Origin of the sequence: Streptomyces sp. WMMC500, assembly GCF_027497195.1 — a bacterium.
In the GTDB taxonomy this organism is placed as follows: Bacteria; Actinomycetota; Actinomycetes; order Streptomycetales; family Streptomycetaceae; genus Streptomyces.
Genome location: NZ_CP114905.1, coordinates 93,251 through 117,113 on the forward strand (window position 1 = coordinate 93,251; position 23,863 = coordinate 117,113).

Sequence of the window (23,863 nt, forward strand, 5' to 3'; positions counted from 1 at the left end):
CGGCGGCGTGCGGAAGCGCCGCGCTCTTCAGTCCGCGACGTCCTCCGCCGACGTCGGGCCGAGCTGCGTGGCGTCGGCGTACTCCGGCATCTTCATCGGCTGGTCGAAGAGGAAGAAGGACTGGTTCGTCCCGACCGTGAACTCCATGTACGCGCCCGTCGTCGCGTCGAAGCCGAAGTAGGCGTTGCACGCCGAGCCAGAGTCGTACGTGCCGTCCATGCCCGGCTGCGCCACGACCACCTTGCCGTTCGACGAGGAGTCCACCGCCTCGGTCGGCGTGAGCTTCTTGCAGCGGGGCACGGGCAGGCCCTTCATGACGAAGTACCCGTACTCACCCTTGCCGTTCTGGATGTAGACGTACGAGAGCTTGCCCCGCTTGCCCCAGGTCTCGACCCACCCGTTGATGGCCTCGCGGGTCGGCGAGTAGTGCATCTTCCCCGCGGGCTGGTTCGCCACCAGGGCGTCGTAGTTGCTCTGCTTGGCGTCGTTCTCCTTGCTCCGGCTGGAGTCGTCCTCGCAGGCGGCGAGGCCGACAACGGCGACGAGCGCCAGCACGGACGTCATGGCGATACGGACGATGGTCTTCATGGTGTGCGGTCCCCTTCCCCGGATGCCGGCGGCGCCGGCGCAGGCCGCGATGGTCGGCGGGGCGTCCAGGCTGAGCGGGAGGCCGTCGTCACGAAGAGCGGTGCGGGGTGCGGCGGATCGGTCGCGTACGGACGCCGCCGGGCGGCCTGCCGGCTCCGATTCTGCGCCGCGGGCCCCGGGAGGGGTCCCGTGGCCGGTCGGCTACGCGAAGTGCGCCGACCGGGCCGACGGCCGGTGGCGTCTGGGGGGCGCCCACGTCTTACGTCGGCGCGGGGCCTCGCCTCGCGGTGGGCACCGTCGTCGCGCTGCGGACGACCGCGAAGAACCGCCGCTCGTTCCCGGCCAGCCCGGCGGCGGCCAGCGCCCGGTCGGCCTCGGCCAGTGGCCCGGCCAGCAGCACCGCGGCCGGCCCGGTCCCGCCGGGCTCGGCCAGGGCGGCCTGAGCGCTGCGCAGCAGCCGCCGGTAGGCCTGTGCCGCGGTCACCTCGGCGGGGTCGTCCGCCATCGTCTCCTCCGTTCGTCGGACGTGTGGTGTGCCTCAGTGTGCCGCCAGGCACTGACATCGCCCGTGCGAACTCCCTGCGGCCCGGGGCCGGTTGGCCGTCGCGGCGCGCCCGGCGGGGGCCGTGTCAGTCGACGTGCGGGTGGGCGCCCGTCAGGTAGTGGCCGATCTGGCGGCGCATCGACGGGTGGATGTCGAGCGTCTCAAGGTCGTCGGGCCGCACCCACCGGACGGCGTCGGCCTCGTCGTTGACCGTCGGCTCGCCGCCGACGGGCCGGCCGAGGACGGTGACCTAGTACGCCTGCCTGATCTCGCCGTCGCCGTACGCGACCACGTGCCGCGGCGGCGAGTACACCCCCAGCAGCCCGGTCGGCTCGGCGACGATGCCGGTCTCCTCCAGGCACTCGCGCACCGCGCACTCGGCCGGGGACTCCCCTATGTCCATCGCGCCGCCCGGTAGCGCCCACTGTCCGGTGTCCCGGCGCCGTTGGAGGAGGATGGCGCCGTCGTCGCGGGCGACCAGCATGTTGCACGCGGGGATCAGCGAGTTGGGCGCGGGCGCCGCGTCGTCGTACCAGTACTCGGTCCGTGCCATGCGGGCAGGCCGCCTAGCGCGTGAGGTACGTGTCGAGCGTGTCGGCTTCGTGGCGCAGCCGGGCGGCGGCCTCGCCGTGTCCGCCCTTCTCGTAGACCTCGGCCTCGGTGCGGCGCTCCGCGACCTGCGCCCGCAGCAGGGCCCGTACGTCGTCGGCCGTGAGCACCCGCCGGGCCGCCTCGGCGGACCCGACGCCGGCGCGGGCGCCGGCGACGTGTGCGCTCCCCTCCTCCGCCGGGGCGGCCGGGGTCTCGACGGCTTCGGCGTTGTCGATGGCGGCGAGGGCGGTGCGCAGGGCGGAGACGGCCTCGGGCCGGCGCGCCTTCATCGCGGCGCGGAGGTCCGCGCGCATGAGGGACCGCAGTGCCTGCGCGTCCTCGGTCGTCTCCGGGCCCGTGGGCGGGCCCGCCGCCGGCGCTGTCATGCGCCCACGGTACCGCCCCCGCCGGCCCGGGCCGCGGTCAGCGCTGGCGGGTGGGGCGTACGACGATTTCGTTCACGTCCACCTCCGGCGGCTGGGCCAGGGCGTAGGCGACGGCTGCGGCGATGGCGTCGGGGGCGATCGCGTGGGCGCGGTAGCTGCGCATGGCCTCGGCGGCGCCGGGGTCGGTGATGGTGTCGGCGAGTTCGGAGGTGACGACGCCGGGCGAGACGGTCGTCACCCGTACCGAGGGGTCGGACTCCTGCCGCAGGCCCTCGGTGATCGCCCACGCCGCGTACTTCGTGGCGCAGTACACGGCGCCGGTGGGCACGACCTCGTGCGCGCCGGTGCTGGCGACGGTGACGAAGTGCCCGGACCCCTGGGCGCCGAAGACGGGCAGCGCCGCGGCGATGCCGTGGAGCAGCCCGCGGACGTTCACGTCGATCATGCGGTCCCACTCGTCGACGAGCAGGGAGTCCAGCCGCGACAGCGGCATCACCCCGGCGTTGGCGACGAACACGTCGACGCGGCCGTGGCGGGCGCGGGCGGCCGAGACGAAGTCCTCGACGTCCGCGCGGTCCGTCACGTCGAGGCGTACGGGCTCCAGGATGCCGCCGGCGCGGGCCGCCGGGCCGGCCGTGCGCTCCGCCAGGGCCTGGAGGCGGTCGGTACGGCGGGCGCCGGCCACCACCCGGTGGCCCTCGGTGGCGAGCCGGGCGGCGACGGCTTCGCCGATGCCGCTGCTGGCGCCGGTGACGAGGACGGTCCTGCGACCGGCGGGGGTCTGTTCGGTGTGCTGTGTGGTCATGGCTACGAGGCTGGGCCGCCCGGGGCACCTGCGGGAGAGGCGGCCTCCTCCTGGGTGCGGCGCACCCAGGCACGGTCGCGGGCGGCGTGCCTAGCATGGCGGTATGGCACGTACCGAGCTGGGCGCCTTCCTGACGGCGCGCCGCGCCGGTGTCACGCCGGAGGCGGCGAACCTCCCGGTCACCGGGCACCGCCGGGTGCCCGGTCTGCGGCGCGAGGAGGTCGCGCTGCTGGCCGGGGTCAGCGCCGACTACTACGTGCGGCTGGAGCAGGGCCGGGAGCGGTCGCCGTCCGCGCAGGTCCTCGACGCGCTCGCCGCGGCGCTGCGGCTGGACGAGGACGCCCGGCTGCATCTGTTCCGGCTGGCCGGGCTCGGCCCGCGGGCGCGCGCCGCCGCTGTGCCGGACCGGGTGGAGCCGAGCCTGCTGGCCCTCATGGACGCCTGGCCGCACAACCCGGCGGTCGTTTACAACCGCGCGTACGACGTGCTCGCCTCGAACGCCATCGCCGACGCGCTCTTCCACGGCTGGGAGTACTCGCGCAACCTCATGGAGGTCGTGTTCTGCGACCCCGCCGCCCGCTCCTTCTATCGCGACTGGCACGACGTGGCCCGCAACTCGGTCGCCGGCTTCCGCCTCGCCCACGGTGCGGCGCCGGACGACCCGCGGGTGCGCGAGGTCCTCGGCGGGCTGCTGGCGTCGAGCCCGGAGTTCGCGGAGCTGTGGGCGCGGCACGACGCCCGCGGCAAGGCGCTGGAGCACAAGCGCTTCGCGCACCGCGACGTGGGTCCCCTGACGCTGACGATGCAGACGTTCGACGTGCGCGCGGCCCCGGGGCAGGAGCTGGTCGTCTACCACGCGGAGCCGGGCTCGCCCAGCGCCGAGGCGCTCGCGCTCCTCGGGTCGCTCGCCGCGACCGCGGGCCCCGGCTGACGGCCCGGGGGCGGGTGCGCGCTCAGCCGGGCAGGTTCAGCCGGTAGCCGTGGGTGCGGCGGTACGGGCGGAAGCCGAGTTGCTCGTCGAGTGCCAGGACCTCGGCCCCGTCGTCGGCGGCGGCGGTCTCCACCTCGCTGATCTGCGGGTGCTCGGCATGCAGCCGGCGCAGCATCTCGGCCGTGACCCAGCGCCCGAGGCCGCGGCGGCGGTGCGCCGGTACGACCGCGAGGTGGCAGTGCTGGGCGCGGGGGGCGGGGGCGGGCGGTATCAGTACCTCGGTGTAGCCGGCGACGGCGCCGGTGCCGGTGTGCAGGGCGGCCACCGTCAGCAGCCGTCCGCTGGCGGGTTCCGGCGTGCCCGCGGCGGTGCCGAAGGCGAAACCGGGGACGGCCGCGGCGAGGCCGTCGGGGTCCGCGGCGGGCGGCGCGGGTGCGGTACGGGCCGGGCCGGCCGGCGCCGGGACGGCGGGGGCGTACCACGTGGTGAGCCGGTAGCCCGGGTGGTCGGCGAAGACCAGCTCCGCGAGCCAGGCGCGGTGCACCTCCGACAGCGGCAGCAGCAGGTGGTGGACGACGCGCTCGCGGACGAAGCCGTGGCGCAGGCAGAAGACGTCGGCGGGCGTGCACGCCGGGGCCGCCGCCCGCAGGGCGGCCCAGCCCGCCTCCCGGGCCGCGGCGGCGACGGCTGCCAGCAGCAGGGTGCCGGTGCCGCGGCGGCGGGCGCCGGGGTGGACGTAGAGCTGGAGCTCCGCGGTCGTACGGACCGGGCCGGGCGAGGTGGCCGGCCGCACCCCCGCTACGGCCGTCACCTCGCCCCCCGGCCCCGTGGCCGCCCAGGCGGGCGGCATGGTGCCGCCGGCCTGGGCGTCCCCCCGTAGTCCGGCGAGGACCTCTTCCCGTACCGGCGCCGGCACGCCGGGCAGGTCCGCCGCCCGCGCGGCGGCGACGACGGCGCGCCAGGCGTCCGCGGCCGGCGCGGCGTCGCGTACGACGGCGATCTCCCCCGGTGAACTCATGGCTCCAGCCTCGCCGCGCGGCGCCCGGCGAACAACGGCCGATCCCGGAACGTGCCATAACCCGTCGGTTATCGATGGGCACCGGGGATTGATAACCGACGGGTTATCCGGCGTTGCCGGATCGGCCGTTGTTCGCCGGGGGCGCCGGGCCGAGGCTGTTCGTGCAGACGCAAGAGCACACGCAGCCACCGAAGGGGGCGCAGGGTCCATGACCGCCACCGCACGTACGGGCAGGGTCTGGTTCGTCACCACGGCAGGACACGGCGCGGGGCGGGCCGTCACCGCGGCCGCGCTGGCGCGCGGCGACCGGGTCGCCGCCGTCGTACCGGACGAGGCCGCCCGGGAGCGGCTGCTCGCGCGGCACGACGAGCACCGGCGCAGGTTGTTCGTCCGTGCCCTGGACGTGGCCGACAACTGGTCGGTGAACGCCACGGTGTGCGCGGCGGCCGACCGGTTCGGCCGGCTCGACGCGATCGTCAACGACGCCCGGCCCCCGCGCCCCTCCCCCGGCGGCGGCGCCGGGGGCCCCGCCGCCGAAGCAGCCGCGGCAGCAGCCGCGCCGGTCGGGTGGATACCCGAGGCGGCGGCGCGGGCGCGGCTGGAGTCGGCGTTCTTCGGGCCGCTGTGGGTCGCGCAGGCCGTCCTGCCGCTGCTGTACGCACAGCGCTCCGGCCATCTGCTCCAGCTCTGCGGCTCCGTTGCCCCGCCGGGGGCGCCGGGCGCGGCGCTGGACCGGGCGGGCACCTGCGCGGTGGTGGCGCTGAGCCGGGCGGTGGTGGGCGAGGCGGCGCGCCAAGGGGTCGACGTCAGCGTCGTCGGCGGGCGGCCGGGGGCCGGTGCGCTGCTGCGGCTCGTCGACGGTGCCGCGGCCCGCCGCCGGGAGTCCGCCGCCCCCGCGTCCGCCTCCGCCGCAGGTCATGGAGCGGCGGCCTGAGGGTGACGGGGGCGGGGCAGGCGGGATACGCTCCCGGGACGGTGCCGGTTTCCGGCCACGGCCAGGCGATACGGGGGTGCGGGATGGAGCTGCGGGACATCGAGATCTTCCTCGCACTCGCCGAGGAGCTGCACTTCGGCCGTACCGCGGAGCGGCTGCACGTCTCGCAGGCGCGCGTCAGCCAGTCGATCGCCAAGCAGGAGCGCCGCATCGGCGCGCCGCTGTTCGAGCGCACCAGCCGCAGGGTGGAGCTGACGGCCATCGGTGCCCGCCTTCACGACGATCTCCGCGCGGGCTACCGGCGGATCCAGGAGGGCATCGACGCCGCCGCCGCGGCCGCCCGCGGGACGACCGGGGTGCTCACGCTGGGTCTGATGTGCGCCCAGGCGTTCGACCAGGCGTCGATACTCGCGCGCTTCAAGCACCGCTACCCGGGTGTCGAACTCCGCTTCCGCGAGGTGGTCTTCAGCGACCCCTTCGGGATGCTGCGCGCGGGCGAGGTGGACCTGGAGGTCACCTGGCTCCCGGTGCGCGAGCCGGACCTGACGGTCGGCCCGGTGCTGGCCCGGGAGGCGCACGTGCTCATGGTGGCCGAGGGCCACCCCTTCGCCGGCCGCGCGTCCGTGAGCCTCGAAGAGCTCGCGGACTGCGTGTTTCCGCAGCCGGTGAACCCGGTCCCGGCGTACTGGATGCAGGCGCTGATGCCGGCACGTACGCCCTCGGGGCGGCCGATCCCCGCGGACGGGCCGAAGATCGCCACCTTCCAGGAGGCGCAGGCCGTGGTCGCAGCCGGGGACGCGGTGTGCGTCGTACAGGGTGAGGCGGCGCGGCACTTCCCGCGGCCCGGCATCGCGTACGTGCCGATCACGGAGCAGCCGATGGGCGTGTGGGGGCTGATCTGGCGTACGGCGCACGAGACGCCGCTCGTACGGGCCTTCGTCCAGTCGGCCGTCGACACCCTCGCCGCGGCGGCGGAGGCGGCGCCGGGCGCGGACGCCCCGCCGGCACCGGAGCCGGCCCGCGCCGTGCCGGAGCCCGCGGTCGCCCGGGGCTGAACGGGCACGGGACCCTTCAGAGCCGGGAGTTCTGCTTCAGCACCGCCACGGCGCCGACCGTGCGGTATCCGCGCCACTCCAGCGCGGCGGCGGGCGAGAAGGAGCCGAAGTCGACCTGCCAGCCGCCGTCCTCCTGCTGCTCCGCGGCCAGCCGCTCCAGCTCGGCGTCGACGACCTCCGGGGCATACAGCGCACGCGCCGGGCGGCCCGGTTCCGGGGCGACGTCGAGCGGGCGGATCGCCTCGCCTTCGGACCCGCCCGCGACGGGCAGCACGCCGTCGTCGGGAATGAGCGGGCGCAGCCGTTCCAGCAGGGCGGTGGCCCGCGGGCGGGTGTCGGAGGCGGCGTCGAGGAACCGGATGGCGAAGGACAGCTCGATCGCGTGCGGCTCGTCGCCGATGGCCTCGACGGCGTCCAGGCAGTAGCGCGTGGCCCGCTCCAGCCAGGGGTGGGCGGCGACCGCGGGGTCGTGCGCGGCCAGCCTCAGGGCGGTGCCGGCGGTGAAGGCGGTGCTCTGCAGGGCGGAGGCCGCCGGGTCGGCCTGCGTCCAGAACGGCGCGCAGCCCGCGGGGTCGGCGACGGGCAGCGCGAAGGGCAGCCCGCCGTCGGGGAGCGTGACCGACAGCAGCCAGTCGCAGAGCCGCGCCGCGTGCGGGGTGGTGGCGGGGGCGGCGTCGACGAACGCCTCGAAGGCGTGCAGCGCGCCGCCGGGCTGGCTCTCCGGTGCCCGCAGGTCCGGCTCCAGGCCCCAGCCGTAGCCGCCGTCGGGGTTGCGGTAGCCGTCGACGGCGGCGAGCACGGCGGCGGGGTCGGCCCGGTCGAGCAGCAGCTCGAAGCGGCGGCGGTCGAGGAGCCGGGCGTGCGTGGCCATGAAGGACGTGGCGGCGGAGAGGTCTGCGGTCATGCGCCCACCATGGCAGCGGCGTGGGCGGCGGTCTTGGACGATTCGGACGTGTCCGCCGGCCGGACCGGATCGGCGGACGACCGGAGCGGCAGGCCGCGGCCGGCGGGAGAACGGCAGCCGCCTTCGGCCGGTGCCGTCCCCTCCGCGGCGCTCGCGGTCGTCACTCCCCCGGTCCGCGAACGTCTCGCACCGCACCCCCGGGCGGCCCGTGCCCCCGTCAGGCCCGGCCGCGGACGGTGAACGTCGTCGTCGCCAGCGCCGCGGCGTGTGCCGCGTTCCGGGCGCGGACACGTACCGTGTGCCGCCCCGGCGGCAGCGTCAGTGCCGCCGTGAGCCGGCCCGTGGCGGGGTCGAAGCGGTGCGGTACGGGGCGGCCGTCGACCTCGACCTCGGTGCCGGCCGCGCCGATGCCGGAGGTGCGGTCGGTGACGCGGGCCCGCAGCCGGACGGCGGGGCCGGAGGCCGTCGCGCCGTCCTTCGGGGAGAGCCGGTCGACGCGCGGCGCGAGGGGCACGGCGCGGCCGGTCCGGCGGCGGGTGGCGTACTGGATGCGGGAGACGGACGGCGGTACGGCCGCCGCGTCCGGGGCCAGGGCGGCTTCGAAGACCAGCGGATAGTCGACGCCGCGGCGGACCTTGGGGCCCGCGGTGACGGTGAACTCCACACTCTCGCGGCCCATGGGCGCGACCGTCACCTCCGCGGCGCCCGCGGGTGCGAGGGACCAGCCGCCGAAGGCGCGCCCCGTGACCGCGACGGTCCGCGGGGCCGCGCCGAAGTTGTAGACGTCCACCGACATCCGGGTGGTGGCGGTCAGCCGGTAGCCGAGCGGCGGCGGGGTGTCGCCGTCGGCCTTGCCCGGCGCGGCGTCCGCGGCGGCGAAGCGCTGCGCGAGCACGATGTGCTCGGCAGCCGACAGCCGGCCGCCGCGGGTGCGTACGGCCGCGGGGCGCGGGTCGCGGGCGGCGTCCGGTGTCTCGCTCACCAGGTAGCAGGGGTCGGGCGCCGCCGCGATACGGACCGTCCCGGCGGCGGAGCGGACGTGCGTGCCGCGGTGGGCGCCCATGATGTCGTAGCGCTCGACCCGCCCGCCCGGGGATGCGGGCACCGGCACGTCGGTGGGTCCGGGGCCCGGCGCGTACACGACGGTGATGGTCCGCGGCCCGTCGCGGAAGACGAAACCGGCCGCCGCGGGCAGCAGCCCGGTGAGGGTGCGGACGTGGTCCGCCGTGCCGAGCAGCGAGGTCATGGCCGCGTACGCGCTGTACGAGGGCCACGGCTGGAACTCCCGGCTGAGCAGCGCGAAGGAGACGCCGTCGTCGGTGCACGGCGGGGCGCAGAACCAGAAGTGCCGGGCGGTGCCCTCGGCGAGGCTCTCCACGGTCGACAGGACGAGGTAGCGGGCCTGGACGACCTGCCGTTCGTGGGTGAGGTCGCGGCCGGGTTCTGCCGGGAGCATCGCGCCGCACTCCGTCATCCACATCGGCAGCCCGGGCCCGTAGGTGTCGCGCAGCGCGCGCTGTTCCTCGGCCGCGGCGGGGAACTCGGGGTCCTCGCCGGGTGCCGGGTAGCCGTGGAAGCTCCAGGCGTCGGCGTAGCGGGTCACGTCGTTCTGCAGCATGAGGTCCTGGAAGGGCCCGGCGGTGGCGATGCCGGGGAGGACCACGGGCGGGTGGTGCGGCCGGCCGGCGATGCCGAGCGCGGCGGCCTTGACGTAGGCCGCGTGCTGGTCGCCGGTGCTCGCGGTGTCGTCCACGTCGGGTTCGTTGGACAGGTGCAGGGCGTCGGCGACGGTGCCGTTGCCGTCGCCGGCGAGGTGGGCCGCGTAGCGGTAGGCGTCGCGCAGGTCGTCGGGCAGCGGGACGGAGGTCTCGCTCATCGCCCAGGCGGGCGGCGGGGAGACGACCTCCAGCACGTCGAGGCCGTGGCGGCGGAAGGCGCGCACCGTACGGCCGTAGAGTCCGCTGTCGTACGGGCCGTGGGGCGCGCGCTGCGCGGCCGGCCAGGAGCTGCCGTCGCGTACCCAGCCGGCGCCCATCTCCCGCATGCCGGCGGCGAAGGCGTCGAGCCGGGCGGGCGGGACGAGCGCGAAGGTGGCGACGTTGACGCCGAAGCGACTGTCGGGCCCGGCGGCCGGCCGCCGCTCGGGCAGCCGCGCGAAGCTGCCGGTGACGACGCCGGCGGGAGCGGTGTCCAGGGCGGCCAGCACGCGGTAGTTGCCGGGCGGCAGGTCACGGGGCAGCGGGGCGGTGCCCGTCGCGGCGCCGGCGCGGACGGTGGCGGAGCCGGAGGCGACGGTCGCCGAGTGGTAGTCGAGGACGGTGTACGTGACCGTACGCGCCTGCCGCGCCGTGCTGCCGAGGCCGAAGTGCAGGTCGGCGGGCTCGTCGCCGCGCCAGAGGCCGAGACCGGAGTCCGGGTCGCCGAGGTGGACGGTGCGCAGCGCGAGGTCCACGGGCGTGAGGGTGAACTCGTCGAGCAGGAAGCGGTATCCGGTGTAGTCCTCCAGGACGGTGGGCTCGTCGACGGTGAAGGTGACGAGGTTCCGGCCGCGCCGCAGTTCGATGTCGCCGAGGGTGAGGACTGACAGGTCGCCCCAGGCGGGCGGGGACTCGTACCAGTGCGGCTGGGAGCCGGCCAGCGGCCGGTGCGGGGCGTCGCCCACGGCGAGGCCGCAGTACGAGCCGGGCTCGGCGGCGTGCGGCTGCTCGACCGGGGCGGTGGCGACGGCGGTCAGCCGGTGGACGCCGGCGGCGGGGACGTCGACGGCGTACGTGGCGTACCAGCGGCCGGCGGGCGGGGGTTCCGCGGTGGCGAGCGCGAGGCAGGCGCCGCCGGCGGCCCTGGGGTCGCGGACGACGGGGATGTTGGTGCGCAGCGGCTTCTCGCCGGGGACGGTGATCACGTCTTCCTCCGGGGCGGTTCTCCGTGCGCGGGCGAGCCCGCCGCCCGCCGCGGGCGCCGAGCCGCCGGCGAGGGCGGCGGTCACGGCGAGGGCGCCCGCGACGAGGGTGCGGCGGCGGGGAGTTGCGCTGCCGGGTGCGCCGTCGTGGCCGGCCCGGTGGTCGGATGGCGCGGCTTCGGGCCGCTGGTCGTCGTGCGTCATGCGGCAAGCAGACCGCGGCGGCGGGCGCGAGCGCGTCGTGCTCGGGTACGCACCGGGGTCGGACAGCCGGCGGGGGCGGTCTCCGCCTCCGGGGGGAGACGGGCGCCGCCGTGGCGGCCGTACGCTGGCGGGATGGAGCGGACGGGGGGCCGGACGTGGCCGGGTGCCGCGGATGTCGCGCTGCCGGCGGCGCTGGCCGGGGCGCAGCCGGTCGTGTGGGCGGTGGCGTTGCTGGGGTCGGGGGGTCCGGGGGCCGGCTGGGCGGCGGTCGGCGGATTGCTGGCGGTGTTCGTCGCGGCCGGGGCGCTGGTGTGGCGGCGGCGGGCGCCGGGGGCGGTGCTGGCCGCGGTGCTGTTGGTCGACGGCGGCGCGGAGGCCCTGGCGCCGGAGGCGGCGGTGGTGCCGGCGCTGCCGGGGGCGGTGTGGATCGCCCTGTTCTCGCTGGCGGTGCACGGCGGCGTACGGGGCGCGCTGTCCGGCGCAGTGGTGGCCGCGGCGGTCGTGGGGGCGCCGGTCGCGGGCGCGGCGTCGGCGTGGGTTCTCCTCGACGAGTTGCTGGCCGGGGTGCTGGCGCATCTGCTGGTCGTGCTGTGCGGGCGGCTGTGGCGGCACCGGGTGGCGCGGCGGGCGCGGGTCGCGGCGCGGCTGGCCGGGGTGGCGAGGGAGCAGGACGCGGCCGCCGCGGCGGAACGGGAGCGGCTGACGGGCGAGTTGCACGACGCGGCCGGGCACCATCTGAGCGCGGTCGCGGTGCAGAGCGCCGCGGCGCTGCGGCTGGTGGGCAGCAGGCCGGAGCTGGCGGGCGAGGCGCTGGCGGGTGCGGCGGCCATGGGCCGGGCGGCGCTGGCGACGCTGGCGCGGGTGGTGGACGCCGCGGGCGACGAGGCGGTGGGCGGCCCGCCGCACCGGCGGCTCGGCACGCTTTGCGGCCGGCTGGCGGACCTGGGGTTTCCGGTGGGGCTCGCGGTGACGGGGCGGCCGGTGCCGGTGCCGGAGGGCGTCGGCGCCGCCGCGTACCGGGTGGCGCAGGAGTCGTTGACCAACGCGATCCGGCACGCCGCGGGCGCCGCGGTGACCGTACGACTGCACTACGGGACGCGCGAGTTGGTCCTGACGGTGGCCAACGGGGCCGCGGCGGCGGGCGGTCCGGCGGTGCCCGGCGGTGGCGGCGGCTCGGGCGGCTCCGGGGGCCGGGGTGTCGCCGGGATGCGGCGGCGGGTCGAGGCGGCGGGCGGGCGGCTGACGGCCGGTCCCGGCGGGTCGGCTGGTGCCGTCCCACCGGTCCGTACGAATGGCGGTCCGCCCACGCGCGCCGGCGGCTGGGCGGTACGGGACGCTCCGGACGCCCGGGCGGAGGACGGCGGGCGGTCCGTAGGGGCCGACCGCGCGGTCCGTACGGAGGCCGGCCTGCCGCCGGGCGGCGTCGGCCGGTGCGCGGCGGCCCCGCGCGCGGCCGGCACGGAGGACGGCGGCCGGGGCACCGGCGCGGGCCGTCCGGAGGACGATCCGGCACCGGCTGACGGCGGTTGGTGTGTGCGGGCCGTCCTGCCGGTCCGCGGCCGGGCCCGCGCGACGGTCCGCGGGACCGGTGCGGCCGAAGCGGCGGCGTTCGCCGGCTGCGCGCTGGTGCCGCTCGCGGTGAGCCCCTCGGCCGCGCTGCCGCTGCTGCTGCACGCCGCCCCGCTGCTGTGGCTGCGCCGCGCGCCCGCGCGGGCGCTGGCCGTCATGCTGGCCGTCGCGCTCGGCTGGTCGGCGGCGACGGCGGCGGGGCTCCCGGTACCGGCGGCGACGGCGCCGCTGACCGTCGCCGCCGCGGCCGAACTCCTCGCCCTCTGCGCCGTGGCCGCCCGGCACCCGCCGCACCGCTCGTGGCCCGCGCCCGTCGCGGTCGGCGTCGCGGCGGGGACCGTGCTCGGGCTGGCCCTCGCCGCGGATCCCGCGGAGCCGGCCGGCGCCGGCGCCGTCGTGCTCATGGCGGCCCTGGGCCTGACGGCGGTGCCGTGGCTGCTGCCCGTGTGGGCGCTGGGGCTGCTGGCCCGGGCCCGCCGCGGCGAGGGCGGCCGGTGGGAGCGGCGCGTGCTGGACGCGGTGGCGGCTCGCGTCGGTGCGGCGGTGGCCGCGGAGCGGCGGCGCGTCGCGGCCGGGCTGCAGGGCGCTGTGGCCGAGCGCACCGTGCGCCTGGTGCGCGGCGCCGAGTCGGGGCTCGCGGGCCGCATCGGGCACGCCGCCGCACTGGCCGAGGTGACGGACGAGGCGCGGCGGGCGCTGGCGGCGCTGCGCGAGCTGCTCGACATGATGGACCCCGCCGCGGGCGCACCCGTGCCTGCGGGCCGGGCGGCGGAGGTGCGGCGATGAGCGTGCGGGTGCTGGTGGTCGACGACCAGGCGGTGGTACGGGCCGGCTTCGCCGCGGTGATCGGCGCCGAGCCGGACCTGACGGTCGCCGGCGAGGCCGGCGACGGTGCGGAGGCGCTGCGGCTGGCCCGTACCACCGCGCCGGACGTGGTGCTCATGGACATCCGCATGCCGGGCATGGACGGCCTGGCCGCGACCCGGGAGCTGACCGCGGGCGAACCGCCGGCGCGCGTGCTGATCCTGACCACGTTCCGGCGCGACGACTACGTCTTCGAGGCCCTGCGCGCGGGCGCCTCCGGGTTCCTGCTCAAGGACTGCCACCCCCAGGACCTGGTGGACGCCGTCCGCACCGTCGCGGCCGGCGAGGCGCTCCTCGCGCCCGCGGTGGTCCGCGGGCTCGTCGACGCGTTCGCGTCCGGCGCGGTCGTGCCGCGCGCGGCGCGGGACGACCGGCTGGACGCGCTGACGGAGCGCGAGACCCAGGTGCTGCGCCAGGTCGCGAAGGGGCTGAGCAACCCGGAGATCGCCGCGGTCCTCGGCATCGGCAGGTCGACGGTGAAGACCCATGTGACGTCGGTCCTCGCCAAGTTGGGACTGCGGGACCGGACGCAGGCGGTCATCTACGCGTACGAGACCGGCCTCGCCTGACGCCCTCGCCCGACGCCGGGGCGCTACCGCTGCGACTCCTCCAGCAGGCGCAGCGCCAGCTCCTTCAGCTCGGGGCTCGCCTCGGCGGCGTTGCCCGAGTCGTACGGGGGCTGGGGGTCGTACTCGACGGCGAGCTGGACCGCCCGCGCGGTCAGCTCGTCGGTGAGCAGAGCGGCCAGGTGGAGGGACATGTCGATGCCGGCGGAAACGCCGGCGGCGGTGATCACCTTGCCGTCGCGGACGTAGCGTTCCGCGACGTAGGTGACGCCGAAGGTCGCCTCCAGGTAGTCCTTCGACGCCCAGTAGGTGGTGGCGCGGGCGCCGAGCAGGCCGGCGGCGCCGAGGACGAGAGAGCCGGTGCACACCGAGGTGGTGAAGCGGGTGCGGCGGTGGGCGCGGCGCAGGAAGCGGAGGATCGCCGGGTTCTCCATGGCGGCGACGGTGCCCCGGTTGCCGGCGCCGGGGACGAGGACCACGTCCAGTTCGCCGGTCTCGGCGAAGGACCTGTCGGCGACGACCGCGGTGTGCCCAGTGTCCGTACGGACGGGGCCGCGGTGTTCGGCGATCATCGTGATCTCCGCCCCGGGCAGCCGGGAGAGCACCTCGACCGGTCCTGTCGGATCGAGCAGGCTGAAGCCGTCGTACAGCATGACCCCGATCCGCGGTCCTTTCGGGTTCCGCCCCGCGGTCTGCCCCTTCGTGCCGGCGTGGGCCGTCCCGGCCGGGAGGCCGGCCGCCAGGCCCGCCGCGGCGAGCGCCACCGCGCCGCCGAGAGCGGCCCTGCGCGTCGTCCTGTCGGTCTCCGTGTCGCTGTTCGTCATGCCCCGGGATTCTGCCGGTCCGGTTGCGGGCGGGCCGGCGGCATGTCCGGCATCCTGCGAAGCGCGTCCCCGGTGGCCCCGTAGTGGTCCAGGAACGCCTGCCGCAGGGTCTCGGCGGAGCCGAACCCGCAGCGGCGCGCGATGGCGGCCAGCGTCAGCCCGCTGGAGCGGACGAGGTGGGCCGCGCCCTCGGTGCGGGCGGCGCGCACCGCACGTGCGGGGGTGGTGCCGAGGTGCCGGGCGAACAGCCGGGTGAGGTGGCGGGTGCTGATGCCGGCGCGGGCGGCGAGCGCGCGGGGGCCGAGGTCGTCGGCGAGGTGGCCGGAGACGTACCCGAGGAGGTCGCCCACGAGGCGGTCGCCGCTGGGCGGGGCGGCGAGGAACATGCTGATCTGCGCTTGGTCGGCGGGGCGGTGCAGGTACGTCACCAGCTCGCGGGCGACGCCGCGCGCGAGGGTCGGGCCGTGGTCGTCCTCGATCAGCGCGAGGGTGAGGTCCAGCGCGCTGGTGACGCCGGCGGAGGTGTAGACGTGTCCGTCGCGTACGTACAGGGGGGCCGGGTCGACGGCGACGGCCGGGTGGCGGGCGGCGAGTTCGGCGCCGTAGCGCCAGTGGGTGGTCACCCGCCGCTGGTCTACGAGGCCGGCGGCGGCCAGCACGAACACCCCCGTGCACACCGCCGCGACCCGGCGCGCACCGGTCGCGAGCCGCCGTACCTGGCGCACCAACTCCCCGTCCACGCAGGCCCGCTCGTGCCCGATGCCGCCGACGACCATGAGGGTGTCGGGCCGCGCCGGCACCTCGGCGAGACGCTGCCCGCCGCCCAGGCCGATACCGGCGGAGCTGACCACGCCGCGGCCGGTGGCGGTGGCCAGCCCGATGGCGTACGAAGGTGTCGCGCCGAAGCGGTTGGCGGCGTCCAGGGCGCCGCTGGGGCAGGCGATGTCGAGTATCTGCGCGTCGTCGTACGCGACGAGCACCACCCGGCGTACCGCGGCGTCCGCCACCTCGCACCCGCCCTCCGGCCCACGCCACCGTACCGGCCGGCGATCACCGGCAGACAGGAGGCGGGCGTGGTTCAGCGGGGGTCGCTCTCCGGCGGGTTGCCGCCGGCCTGCATGTCGCGAAGGGCCTCGTCGGCGGCTCTGATCTCCGCGTAGTACTGCCGGTGCACCTTGTACGTGCGGTCGATCCGGATCTTGTGGTAGATCCCGGTGGGTTCACCGAAGCGGAAGTCGCGGGGCAGGCGCTGGACGCCGCTGCGGCCCACGATCAGGATGGCGCGGTCGGTGACCACGAACGTCCACACGCGTACGGTGAAGATCAACGAACCGCTCTGCCCGACGAATCCCGTCTGGATCTCCTCGCCGGGCTCCAGGTGTGGTGCGGCCCGCTCGGCGATGAGCGCGACTCGCCGTTCCTGGTGGCCCATGAAACCCCTCCCTGGCAGGACGGGCCGAAGCCTAGCGCAGGCCCCGGCGGGGCAACCACCCGCGCGGGTGACGGCACCGCCTAGCCTGGGCGTATGGCGCTGTTCGAGGTGGCGCGCGGGGTCGACGCGCCCGCGGTGCAGGTCTGGGGGCGGCTGACCGACTGGCCCGCGCACGGCCGGCGGGTTCCGCTGACCCGGATCACCGGTGTCTCCGTGCCCGCGACGGGCGTCGGGGCGCGGTTCACGGCGCGCACGGGTGTGGGCCGGGTGGGCTTCGACGATCCGATGGAGGTCGTCGCGTGGTCACCGCCGGGGGCCGGGCGCGCGGAGGGCCGGTGCCGGTTGGTCAAGCGCGGGCGGGTGGTGCGCGGGTGGGCCGAGATCGAGGTGTACGGGCCAGAGGCGGGCGCCGGTGCGGCCGGGCCGGTGCGGGTGGTGTGGCGGGAGGAGATCGGGGTGCGGGGGGTGCCGCGGGCGCTGGATCCGCTGGTGGCGTGGACCGCACGCCGGGTGTTCGGGCGGGTCCTCGACGGTCTGCTCCGGGGCCTGTGACCGGCACTCCCCGCGCGGCCGGGAGTGAAGAGAACCAGGTCACACCCGAGGCCCGGGCAGTTCATCCTTTAGCCGATCTGGCTAGCATCCGAACATGACTGTCCTGCCCGAAGACGGGCTCTCCCTGGCTAGCGAGTTCGCCGACGCGTCGCACGAGCAGTGGCAGCACCTGGTGGCGGGCGTGCTGCGCAAGTCCGGCAGGGACGTCCCGGCCGACGAGGCCGAGGCCCTGCTGTCCACCGCGCTCGAGGACGGGCTGCGCACCCCGCCGCTCTACACCGCGCGGGACCGCGCGCCGGACCCGGGCCTGCCCGGGTTCGCCCCCTTCGTCCGCGGCGGCCGGCCCGAGGGGAACGCCGCGGGCGGCTGGGACGTACGCCAGCGGCACGCGGCGCCCGACGCGGAGGCCGTGCTCGACGACCTGGAGAACGGCGTCACCTCCCTGTGGCTCGACGTCGGCGGGTCCGGCGGCATCCCGGTGGCGGCGCTGAAGGACGTGCTGAAGGACGTCTACCTCGACCTGGCGCCCGTCGTCCTGGACGCCGGCGCCGAGAGCGAGCCGGCCGCGCGGGAGCTGCTGCGGCTGTACGAGGAGCGCGGTCTCGCCGCCGACGCCGTGCGCGGCGGCCTCGGCGCCGACCCGCTCGGCCACGAGGCCCGTACCGGACGGCCCGGGGACACCGCCGCCATGGCCGGCCTCGCCCGGCTGTGCGCCGACCGCCACCCCGGCCTTCGGGCCGTCACCGTGGACGCGCTGCCGTACCACGAGGCCGGCGGCTCCCCGGCGCAGGAGCTGGGCTGCTCCCTGGCCACGGCGGTCGCCTATCTGCGGGAGCTGACCGCGGCGGGGCTGGGCGCCGCGCAGGCGTGTGCCCAACTGGAGTTCCGGTACGCGGCGACCGCCGACCAGTTCCTGACGGTCGCCAAGCTGCGGGCGGCGCGCCGGCTGTTCTCGCGGGTGGCGGAGGTCTGCGGGGCGCCCGAAGCGGGCGCGCAGCTCCAGCACGCGGTGACCTCGCCGGTGATGGCGACGCGCCGCGACCCGTGGGTGAACATGCTGCGCACCACGGTCGCCACCCTCGCCGCCGGAGTCGGCGGCGCGGACGCGGTGACCGTGCTCCCCTTCGACCACGCCATCGGCCTGCCGGACGCGTTCTCCCGGCGCATCGCCCGGAACACCTCCGCCATTCTTGTCGAGGAGTCGCACCTGGCCCGGGTCATCGACCCGGCGGGCGGCTCCTGGTACGTGGAGCGGCTGACCGACGAACTCGCGCACGCCGGCTGGGCGTTCTTCCAGGAGATCGAGCGGGCCGGCGGCCAGGCCGCCGCGCTGCGCTCCGGGATGGTCGGCGAGCGGCTGGCACGGACCTGGGCGGAGCGCGGCAGGAAGCTCGCCACCCGGCGCGAACCGGTGACCGGGGTCAGCGAGTTCCCCGACCTGGCGGAGAAGCCCGTCGTCCGCGCGCCCGCACAGGCGCCGCCGTCCGGCGGGCTGCCGCGAGTGCGCAGGGACGAGGGCTTCGAGGCGCTGCGGGCGCGCTCCGACGCGCATCTGGCCGCGACCGGCGCCCGGCCGCGCGTCTTCCTCGCCGCGCTGGGCCCGGCCGCCGTACACACCCCGCGGGTGACCTTCGCCGCGAACCTGTTCCAGGCCGGCGGCGTCGAGCCCGTCACCAGCGGCACCTTCGCGGACAGCGGGGCGCGCGAGGCGTGCCTGTGCTCGGGCGACGCGGTGTACGAGGAGCAGGGCGCCGCCGCGGCGGCGGAGCTGCGGACGGCCGGCGCGCGGCACGTGTACCTCGCCGGGCGCCCGGGCCCGTACGACGGCGCCGACACTTACGTCCACGCCGGCTGTGACGCCGTGGCCGTGCTGACCGACGCACTCGACCGCATGGGAGTGGCCCGATGACCGTCCCCGACTTCTCGGACATCGCGCTCGGCACCCCGGCCCCCGCGGCCGGCGCCGACCAGTGGCACGCCGCGGTGAAGGGCGGCGGCGACGGCCGCGACCTCGGCTGGGAGACGCCCGAGGGCATCGCCGTCCGGCCGCTGTACACCGGGCAGGACCTGGCGGACCTGGACTTCCTGGACACCTACCCGGGCGTCGCGCCGTATCTGCGGGGCCCGTACCCGACGATGTACGTCAACCAGCCCTGGACCATCCGGCAGTACGCGGGCTTCTCCACCGCCGAGGAGTCCAACGCCTTCTACCGGCGCAACCTGGCCGCCGGCCAGAAGGGTCTGTCCGTCGCCTTCGACCTGCCCACCCACCGCGGCTACGACAGCGACCACCCGCGGGTGACGGGCGACGTCGGCATGGCGGGGGTGGCGATCGACTCGATCCTCGACATGCGGCAGCTCTTCGACGGCATCCCGCTGGACCGGATGACGGTGTCGATGACGATGAACGGCGCGGTGCTGCCGGTGCTCGCACTGTACATCGTGGCCGCGGAGGAACAGGGGGTGCCGCCTTCGATGCTGGCGGGGACCATCCAGAACGACATCCTCAAGGAGTTCATGGTCCGCAACACCTACATCTACCCGCCGAAGCCGTCGATGCGGATCATCTCCGACATCTTCGCCTTCACCTCCCGGCACATGCCCCGCTACAACTCGATCTCGATCTCCGGCTACCACATCCAGGAGGCGGGCGCGACGGCCGACCTGGAGCTGGCGTACACCCTCGCCGACGGCGTGGAGTACATCCGGGCCGGCCGGGACGCGGGCCTGGACGTGGACGCCTTCGCGCCGCGGCTGTCGTTCTTCTGGGCGATCGGCATGAACTTCTTCATGGAGATCGCCAAGCTGCGTGCGGCGCGGCTTCTGTGGGCGAAGCTCGTCAAACGCTTCGATCCGCAGAATCCCAAGTCGCTCTCGCTGCGCACGCACTCGCAGACCTCCGGCTGGTCGCTGACCGCGCAGGACGTCTACAACAACGTGACGCGCACCTGTGTCGAGGCGATGGCCGCCACGCAGGGCCACACGCAGTCGCTGCACACCAACGCGCTGGACGAGGCGCTCGCGCTGCCCACCGACTTCTCCGCCCGGATCGCCCGCAACACCCAGTTGCTGCTGCAGCAGGAGTCCGGTACGACCCGCGTGATCGACCCGTGGGGCGGCAGCGCGTACGTGGAACGGCTGACGTACGACCTGGCGCGGCGGGCCTGGCAGCACATCGAGGAGGTCGAGCAGGCGGGCGGCATGGCGCAGGCCATCGACGCGGGCATCCCGAAGCTGCGGGTGGAGGAGGCGGCGGCGCGCACCCAGGCCCGTATCGACTCCGGGCGGCAGCCCGTGATCGGCGTGAACAAGTACCGGGTGGCGTCCGACGAGCAGATCGAGGTGCTGAAGGTCGACAACTCCGCCGTGCGGGCACAGCAGATCGCGAAGCTGGAACGGCTGCGCGCGGAGCGCGACGAGACCGCGTGCCGGGGCGCGCTGGACGATCTGGCGCGGGCGGCCGGCGGCGAGGGCAACCTGCTGGAGCTGGCGGTACGGGCCGCGCGCGCCCGGGCGACGGTGGGCGAGATCTCGTACGCGCTGGAGACGGCCTACGGGCGGCACGCCGGGCAGATCCGTACGATCTCCGGTGTGTACCGGAACGAGGCGGGCGAGTCGCCCTCGGTGGCGCGGACCAGGTCGCTGGTGGGCGAGTTCGCGGAGGCCGAGGGCCGGCGGCCGCGCATCCTGGTCGCCAAGATGGGCCAGGACGGGCACGACCGCGGGCAGAAGGTGATCGCCACGGCCTTCGCCGACCTCGGCTTCGACGTGGACGTCGGCCCGCTGTTCCAGACCCCCGCCGAGGTGGCGCGGCAGGCCGTCGAGGCGGACGTGCACATCGTGGGGGTGTCGTCGCTGGCGGCCGGGCACCTGACGCTCGTGCCGGCGCTGCGCGAGGCGCTGGCGGAGGAGGGACGCGACGACATCATGGTCGTGGTGGGCGGTGTGATCCCGCCGCAGGACGTGGCGACGCTGCTGGACATGGGCGCGACGTCGGTGTTCCTGCCGGGCACCGTGATCCCCGACGCCGCACAGGACCTGGTGACGCAACTGGCGGCCGGTCTCGGTCACGACGCCGCGTGAGCGGGTGAATCCCCAGAAGATGGCCATCGACCTCGACACGTACGTCAAGGGCGTCCTCGACGGCAAACGGGCGCTCGTGGCCCGCGCGATCACCCTCGTGGAGTCGACCCGGCCGCAGCACCGCGCGATGGCGCAGGAGTTGCTGACCGCGCTGCTGCCGCACAGCGGGAACGCCCGGCGCATCGGGGTCAGCGGTGTGCCCGGGGTGGGGAAGTCGACGTTCGTCGACGCCTTCGGAACCATGCTGACGGGGCTGGGCCACCGGGTGGCGGTGCTGGCCGTCGACCCGTCGTCCAGCCGCACCGGCGGGTCGATCCTGGGCGACAAGACGCGCATGGAGCGGCTGGCGGTGGACCCGGCCGCGTTCGTCCGCCCCTCCCCCACGGCGGGCACGCTCGGCGGGGTCGCGAAGGCGACACGCGAGTCGATCGTGGTGATGGAGGCGGCCGGTTACGACGTGGTGCTGGTGGAGACCGTGGGCGTCGGCCAGTCCGAGACGGCGGTCGCGAACATGGTCGACTCCTTCCTGCTGCTGACGCTGGCCAGGACCGGGGACCAGTTGCAGGGCATCAAGAAGGGCGTGCTGGAGCTGGCGGACGTGATCGCCGTCAACAAGGCGGACGGGCCGCACGAGCGCGACGCCCGGGCGGCGGCGCGGGAACTGGCGGGCGCGCTGCGGCTGATGCACGGCAAGGGCGCGTTCTGGACGCCGCCGGTGCTGCACTGCAGCGCGCGCGAGGCGACGGGGCTCGACACGGTCTGGGAGCGGCTGGAGGGCCACCGCGAGCTGCTGGAGAGCACCGGCCGACTGGCCGGCAGGCGACGCGACCAGCAGGTGGACTGGACGTGGACGATGGTGCGCGAGGAACTGCTGGGCCGGCTGCGCGCCGACGCGGCGGTCGGCGCGCTGGCGCCGGAGCTGGAACGGCAGGTCAGGAACGGCGAGTTGACGGCGACGCGGGCGGCAGAGCGGATCCTGGACGCGTTCGGCGGCTGAGCGGGGCCGGTACGGCTCGCAGACGGGCCGTCAGGTCACCGGCTGCCCGGTGCGCGAGCCGATCGGCGGGGCCTCCGTGTGGTCGCGGGCGCCGGTGAGCGGACAGCCGAGGGTGCCGGCGGCGTCGTAGGCCGCCGCCTTGGGGTCCCGGTAGCCGGCCCAGGCGATCACCCCGGCCAGGACCGCCAGGGTGCCGGCGACACCGGCCCCGAGGCGGAACGCCGACGCCGAGGCGTCCGCGAGCACCGGCTCCAGCGCCGCGCGCTCGGGGGCCGCCAGGCCCGCGGGCGGCTCGTCGGAGAGCGGCCGTTCACGCGCCGAGTCCAGCGCGGAGTCGTCCACCGACGTGAGGCCGGCGCGGGCGAGGCCGTCGTCGAGGTCGGCGGAGAACTGTACGGAGATGACCACGCCGAGCACCGCGATGGCCATCATGCTGCCGATCCGGGCGACGGCGTTGTTGATGCCGGAGGCGACCCCGGCCCGGTCGGCGGGGGCGGCGGACATGACGTCGGAGGTGAGGGGCGCGACGAGCATCGCCAGGCCCAGCCCGTGCACCAGGACCGAGGGGAGCACGACGGTCCACATCGAGGTCCCGGCGTCCGCGCGCAGCAGCAGGAGCATGCCGAGCCCGGCGAGGAGCGAGCCGCCGGCGATGAACGGCCGGCCGCCGTGCCGGTCGGCGAGCGCGCCGAAGCGCCCGGAGAGCACGAACAGCACCATGATGGGCACCGCGCCGGCGATGCCGGCGGGGGCCGGCCCGTAGCCGAGGTTCTCCTGAAGGAAGAGGATCGTGTACGTGCCGCAGGAGATGAGCGCGCCGTAGAGGACGAACGTCACGGCGTTGACCGCGGCGAAGGCCCGGATCCGGAAGAGCGCGGGCGGCAGCAGCGGGTCGCGGGCGCGGCGCTCCCAGGCCAGGAACGCCACCAGCGAGACGACGCCGGTGACGAGGGCGGTCAGGGTGAGCGGGTCGCCCCAGCCGGCGCGCGGGGACTGGATGAGGTAGAACGCGGGACCGCCGACCGCGGGGACGGCGAGCGCGGCCCCGGCGAGGTCGACGGAGGTGCCGGCCGTCCCGTCGCCGGGCGGGGTCGCGCGCAGGATCAGGGCGACGACGACCGCCGCGCAGGGCAGTTCGAACCAGTAGACCGCCCGCCACGAGAGGGCGTCGATGAGCAGCCCGCCGACGACGGGTCCTGCGATCACGGACAGCCCGCTCCAGGCGGACCAGCGGGCTATCGCCCGCGAGCGGTCCGCCTCGGCGAACGCGCCGGTGATGACCGCCAGCACGCTCGGCAGCAGCAGCGCGGCGGCGGCGCCCTGCAGCAGCCGGCCGACGACGAGCACCCCGGCGTTCGGCGCCACCGCGCAGACCAGCGCCGCGGCCCCGAACCCGGCCGTGCCGACGGCGAAGACCAGGCGCCGGCCGTAGACGTCCCCGAGCGCCCCGCCGACGAGGATCAGGCTGCCGACGGCGAGCAGGAACGCCGCGACGATCCACTGCTGCACGGCCATGCCCGCGCCGAGGTCGCCGGCGATGGCGGGCAGCGCGACGGTGGTCATGAGGCTGTCCATGCCCACCAGCGACGAGGCCAGGACGCAGGCCGACAGCACGAGCCCCGCCTGCCGTTGGGCCGTCCGCTGGCGAGGGGCTCCGGAGGTCATGGCGGACATCTTCCCGGAGCCGGGAGCACCGGGCAACGGAGTTGTGTCCGGTCACCTTCCTCGCCGGGCTGCGGGCCTCACAGGCGCGGCTGGGTGAGGGACCAGCCGGAGACCGCGGACACCGGGCCGCGCCACAGGGACTCCTCCGCGTTCTCCGTGCCGTGGAGGTACGTGACGTCGCGCAGGTGCAGGTAGGGCGCCGCCGACGGGTCCGGGTCGCCGGCGTCGGTGGGCAGCGCCGCCAGCGCCGTGTTGAGGAACGCCGCCACCGCCGGGTCGGACTCGTGGATCTGGTCCAGCCACGCCTCGCGCCACGCGCGGTGGCTGATCAGGTGCCCGTGCAGGGCGCCACCGCCCAGGTGCAGGGTCACCCCGATGCTCGCGTGCGGGTCGTCCGACTCGTCCAGCAGGGAGTTGAGGGCCTGAAGGTATACGTCCATTGTCGGCATCGT

Annotated in this window: 21 protein-coding genes and 1 pseudogene; 9 read left to right on the forward strand and 13 right to left on the reverse strand. The window is 76.2% G+C overall.

Annotation, left to right across the window (positions count from 1 at the left end; all coding sequences use genetic code 11):
• Positions 1-27 precede the first annotated feature (27 nt).
• From O7599_RS00400 to O7599_RS00420, 5 genes and pseudogenes are all read right to left on the reverse strand, one after another.
• Complete coding sequence (locus O7599_RS00400) at positions 28-588, reverse strand: hypothetical protein (protein ID WP_281620018.1); 561 nt, start codon at positions 586-588, stop codon at positions 28-30.
• A 259-nt stretch (positions 589-847) separates the two neighbouring features.
• A complete protein-coding gene (locus O7599_RS00405) occupies positions 848-1,093 on the reverse strand; it encodes a hypothetical protein (RefSeq protein ID WP_281620019.1) in 246 nt (81 codons plus the stop codon).
• A 124-nt stretch (positions 1,094-1,217) separates the two neighbouring features.
• A pseudogene (locus O7599_RS00410) lies at positions 1,218-1,685 on the reverse strand (NUDIX domain-containing protein).
• 13 nt (positions 1,686-1,698) lie between these two features.
• Positions 1,699-2,109 (reverse strand): GatB/YqeY domain-containing protein, encoded by a 411-nt coding sequence (locus O7599_RS00415; protein WP_281620020.1) that lies wholly within the window; start codon positions 2,107-2,109, stop codon positions 1,699-1,701.
• A 37-nt stretch (positions 2,110-2,146) separates the two neighbouring features.
• Positions 2,147-2,914 carry an SDR family oxidoreductase gene (locus O7599_RS00420; RefSeq protein ID WP_281620021.1) on the reverse strand — a complete coding sequence of 256 codons (768 nt, stop codon included), beginning with the start codon at positions 2,912-2,914 and terminating at the stop codon, positions 2,147-2,149.
• Positions 2,915-3,017: 103 nt separating this feature from the next.
• Between O7599_RS00420 and O7599_RS00425 the strand changes: the two genes are divergently transcribed.
• Entirely contained in the window at positions 3,018-3,845 is an 828-nt protein-coding gene (locus O7599_RS00425) for a helix-turn-helix transcriptional regulator (protein ID WP_281620022.1), read from the forward strand.
• 22 nt (positions 3,846-3,867) lie between these two features.
• Here O7599_RS00425 and O7599_RS00430 read toward each other — a convergent pair whose 3' ends face one another.
• Positions 3,868-4,863, reverse strand: a complete 996-nt coding sequence (locus O7599_RS00430) for a GNAT family N-acetyltransferase (RefSeq protein ID WP_281620023.1) — start codon at positions 4,861-4,863, stop codon at positions 3,868-3,870.
• Positions 4,864-5,071: 208 nt separating this feature from the next.
• Between O7599_RS00430 and O7599_RS00435 the strand changes: the two genes are divergently transcribed.
• The gene (locus O7599_RS00435; protein WP_281620024.1) at positions 5,072-5,797 is read left to right on the forward strand and encodes an SDR family NAD(P)-dependent oxidoreductase; all 726 of its coding nucleotides are present in this window, start codon (positions 5,072-5,074) and stop codon (positions 5,795-5,797) included.
• An 83-nt stretch (positions 5,798-5,880) separates the two neighbouring features.
• The gene (locus tag O7599_RS00440) at positions 5,881-6,852 is read left to right on the forward strand and encodes a LysR family transcriptional regulator (RefSeq protein ID WP_281620025.1); all 972 of its coding nucleotides are present in this window, start codon (positions 5,881-5,883) and stop codon (positions 6,850-6,852) included.
• Positions 6,853-6,868: 16 nt separating this feature from the next.
• On the opposite strand, the gene O7599_RS00445 is transcribed toward O7599_RS00440, so the two are convergent.
• Entirely contained in the window at positions 6,869-7,756 is an 888-nt protein-coding gene (locus O7599_RS00445) for a hypothetical protein (RefSeq protein ID WP_281620026.1), read from the reverse strand.
• Between the two features lie 217 nt (positions 7,757-7,973).
• Entirely contained in the window at positions 7,974-10,859 is a 2,886-nt protein-coding gene (locus O7599_RS00450; RefSeq protein ID WP_281620027.1) for a hypothetical protein, read from the reverse strand.
• Positions 10,860-10,991: 132 nt separating this feature from the next.
• Here O7599_RS00450 and O7599_RS00455 point away from each other — a divergent pair, with 132 nt between their 5' ends.
• Positions 10,992-13,214, forward strand: coding sequence for a histidine kinase (locus tag O7599_RS00455; RefSeq protein ID WP_281620028.1), 2,223 nt, complete (start codon positions 10,992-10,994; stop codon positions 13,212-13,214).
• The gene (locus O7599_RS00460) at positions 13,211-13,861 is read left to right on the forward strand and encodes a response regulator transcription factor (RefSeq protein WP_281620029.1); all 651 of its coding nucleotides are present in this window, start codon (positions 13,211-13,213) and stop codon (positions 13,859-13,861) included. The genes O7599_RS00455 and O7599_RS00460 overlap by 4 nt, the downstream gene beginning before the upstream one ends.
• A 23-nt stretch (positions 13,862-13,884) precedes the next feature.
• On the opposite strand, the gene O7599_RS00465 is transcribed toward O7599_RS00460, so the two are convergent.
• From O7599_RS00465 to O7599_RS00475, 3 genes are all read right to left on the reverse strand, one after another.
• On the reverse strand, positions 13,885-14,682 hold the full coding sequence (locus O7599_RS00465; protein WP_281620030.1) for a DJ-1/PfpI family protein: 798 nt from the start codon (positions 14,680-14,682) through the stop codon (positions 13,885-13,887).
• On the reverse strand, positions 14,679-15,689 hold the full coding sequence (locus tag O7599_RS00470) for a DJ-1/PfpI family protein (RefSeq protein ID WP_281620031.1): 1,011 nt from the start codon (positions 15,687-15,689) through the stop codon (positions 14,679-14,681). The genes O7599_RS00465 and O7599_RS00470 overlap by 4 nt, the downstream gene beginning before the upstream one ends.
• 71 nt (positions 15,690-15,760) lie before the next feature.
• Positions 15,761-16,114, reverse strand: a complete 354-nt coding sequence (locus O7599_RS00475; RefSeq protein WP_281620032.1) for a hypothetical protein — start codon at positions 16,112-16,114, stop codon at positions 15,761-15,763.
• A 93-nt stretch (positions 16,115-16,207) separates the two neighbouring features.
• On the opposite strand from O7599_RS00475, the gene O7599_RS00480 reads away from it, so the two are divergent.
• The 4 genes from O7599_RS00480 (at position 16,208) to meaB (ending at position 21,746) form a co-directional block, all read left to right on the forward strand.
• Positions 16,208-16,666, forward strand: coding sequence for an SRPBCC family protein (locus O7599_RS00480; RefSeq protein WP_281620033.1), 459 nt, complete (start codon positions 16,208-16,210; stop codon positions 16,664-16,666).
• A gap of 94 nt (positions 16,667-16,760) precedes the next feature.
• Positions 16,761-18,575, forward strand: coding sequence for a methylmalonyl-CoA mutase subunit beta (locus O7599_RS00485; protein WP_281620034.1), 1,815 nt, complete (start codon positions 16,761-16,763; stop codon positions 18,573-18,575).
• On the forward strand, positions 18,572-20,749 hold the full coding sequence (scpA, locus tag O7599_RS00490; RefSeq protein WP_281620035.1) for a methylmalonyl-CoA mutase: 2,178 nt from the start codon (positions 18,572-18,574) through the stop codon (positions 20,747-20,749). The genes O7599_RS00485 and scpA overlap by 4 nt, the downstream gene beginning before the upstream one ends.
• 19 nt (positions 20,750-20,768) lie before the next feature.
• Complete coding sequence (meaB, locus tag O7599_RS00495) at positions 20,769-21,746, forward strand: methylmalonyl Co-A mutase-associated GTPase MeaB (protein WP_281623665.1); 978 nt, start codon at positions 20,769-20,771, stop codon at positions 21,744-21,746.
• Positions 21,747-21,776: 30 nt separating this feature from the next.
• Here meaB and O7599_RS00500 read toward each other — a convergent pair whose 3' ends face one another.
• Positions 21,777-23,411 carry an MFS transporter gene (locus tag O7599_RS00500; RefSeq protein WP_281620036.1) on the reverse strand — a complete coding sequence of 545 codons (1,635 nt, stop codon included), beginning with the start codon at positions 23,409-23,411 and terminating at the stop codon, positions 21,777-21,779.
• Positions 23,412-23,488: 77 nt separating this feature from the next.
• Positions 23,489-23,851 (reverse strand): hypothetical protein, encoded by a 363-nt coding sequence (locus O7599_RS00505; RefSeq protein ID WP_281620037.1) that lies wholly within the window; start codon positions 23,849-23,851, stop codon positions 23,489-23,491.
• Between the last annotated feature and the right edge of the window lie 12 nt (positions 23,852-23,863).